The organism is Curtobacterium sp. VKM Ac-2887, assembly GCF_015350935.1.
Taxonomy (GTDB): domain Bacteria; phylum Actinomycetota; class Actinomycetes; order Actinomycetales; family Microbacteriaceae; genus Curtobacterium.
Window position 1 is genome coordinate 1 of record NZ_JADKSB010000044.1, and the last position, 1965, is coordinate 1965.

A 1965-nucleotide genomic window follows, 5' to 3' on the forward strand; every position below is an offset into this window, starting at 1 on the left:
ACCTAGGACGTGTTGCTAAAGGTTGAGAGCGAGCCGGCAGATGCGTTCGCAGAGGTCTTCGTAACTGATGCCGCTTGCGGCGGCGGATTGCGGGAGCAGACTGGTGGAGGTCAGTCCGGGCAGGCTGTTGGTCTCGATGATCCAAAGGCGATCGTCGCCATCGAGCCGGAAGTCCGATCTGCTGTATCCGTCCAGGCGCAGGGCCTCGTGCGCGCGTAACGCCGCGGCGCGTGCGCTCTCTGCGACCTCGGCGGGGACGTCGGCGGGGAACTGCTCGCGGACGGCGAAGGGTTGATACTTGTCCTCGTACGAGAATGCGCTGTCCGGCGGCAGCATGATCTCGCCGACAGCGAGCGGGCGACCGTCGAGCACGCCGACTGTCAGCTCGCGTCCTCGGACGAACTTCTCGACCATCACGGCGCCGTACTGCGAGGCGTGTCCGATGGCGCTCTTCAGATCGTCGGGCCCATGGACGACCGATAGCCCGACCGTGGATCCTTGAGCGGTCGGCTTGACGACCGTCGGGAAGCCAAGAGTCCGAGTGACCCCGTCTGCGTCTATGGGGGCCAGCACCCAGTCCGGGGTGTCCACCCCAGCGGCCCGGAGGAGCGTCTTCGCGACGTCCTTGTCCATGGCCAGGCCGCTGCCGAGGGGGCCGGAACCGGTGTAGCGGAGACCCGCGAGCTCGAGCAGCGCTTGGATACGGCCGTCTTCCCCGGAACCACCGTGCAGGGCAAGGAACACCAGGTCGCTGTCCCCGACAGCCGCGGGAAGCCGCAGCGTCGCGCTCGTGGACGGCAGCGCTTGGAGCTGCGTCCCGGTCGGCGGGGCGACTGCAACCGACTCGGTGAGAATGCGCTGCTCGTCAGTGGCGGACAGCGCCCCGAAGGCGGTGTCGACGGCGAGGACCTCGTGCCCGCGGGAACGAAGCGCCGCTATGACCTGGGTCGCACTGGCGATGGAGACGTCGCGTTCCTCGCTCGCGCCCCCAAACAGCACCGATATCCGCACGATCCGACCGTAGCGGAGAACGACCGCGCACTCATCCGTCGCCCCGCTGGGTCCAGAGCAGGGACGCTGCGAGACAGAGCCCTGCGTGGTAGTTCCGTGCGGTCTTGTCGGAGCGCATCGCGATGCCCCGCCACTGCTTGAGTCGATTGAAGCACCGCTCCACGACGTTGCGGCTCTTGTAATCGTCCGCATCGAACACGATCGGTCTGCCCGGTCGTTTGCGACGGTGAGCGATCTGGTCGTCGCGTTCCGGGATCGTCGCCTTCACGTCCCGTGATCGCAGCCACGCCCTGTTCGCTCTCGATGGGTAGCCCTTGTCCGCACGCAGCCGGTCCGGCCGGGAACGGGGACGTCCCGCCGTGGGGACACGGATCTGCTCCATCGTCGCCGACAGCATGATCGTGTCCGCGACCTGCCCGCCTGTGACGACGAAGCCGAGCGGCCTGCCCTTACCGTCGCAGACGAGGTGCGTCTTCGTCGTCAAGCCTCCACGAGATCGTCCGATCGCGTGATCGGCCGGTTCAGCCGCGGTCTTGTTGTAGTTCGACGTGCCCCTTTTTGACGCGAGGCAACGTCGCGCCGTGCTGATGCACGCGAGCGAGCGTGGAGTCGATCGACGCAGCCCAGTCGATTTCGCCGCGGCGTTCGGCTGCGCCCTGCAGGTGTTCGAGCAGCCGCGCCCAGACGCCGCCTTTGGCCCACCGGTCGAAGTTCCGGTAGATCGTGTTCCAGTTCCCGAACCGATCAGGCAGGTCCCGCCACGGTGCTCCCGTCCGGAACCGCCACACCACCGCCTCCACCACGACCCGACGATCCACCGGCGGCCGGCCTCTCGGCTTCGCAGGCGGGAACAGCGGACCGATCGCCGCCCAAGTCTCATCGGAGATCACGTCACGCGGCACACCTCAAGCGTGACCCACGGCACCCGAGCACCCATTTAGCAACACGCCCTAG

General features: G+C 67.3%; 1 protein-coding gene and 1 pseudogene. Both read right to left on the bottom strand.

The genetic code is table 11. From position 1 onward, the window contains the following. Window positions 1-15: 15 nt before the first annotated feature. The gene (locus ITJ69_RS20140) at window positions 16-1011 is read right to left on the bottom strand and encodes a D-alanine--D-alanine ligase family protein (protein ID WP_194673842.1); all 996 of its coding nucleotides are present in this window, start codon (window positions 1009-1011) and stop codon (window positions 16-18) included. Between the two features lie 31 nt (window positions 1012-1042). After that, a pseudogene (locus tag ITJ69_RS20145) lies at window positions 1043-1913 on the bottom strand (IS5 family transposase). Window positions 1914-1965 lie beyond the last annotated feature (52 nt).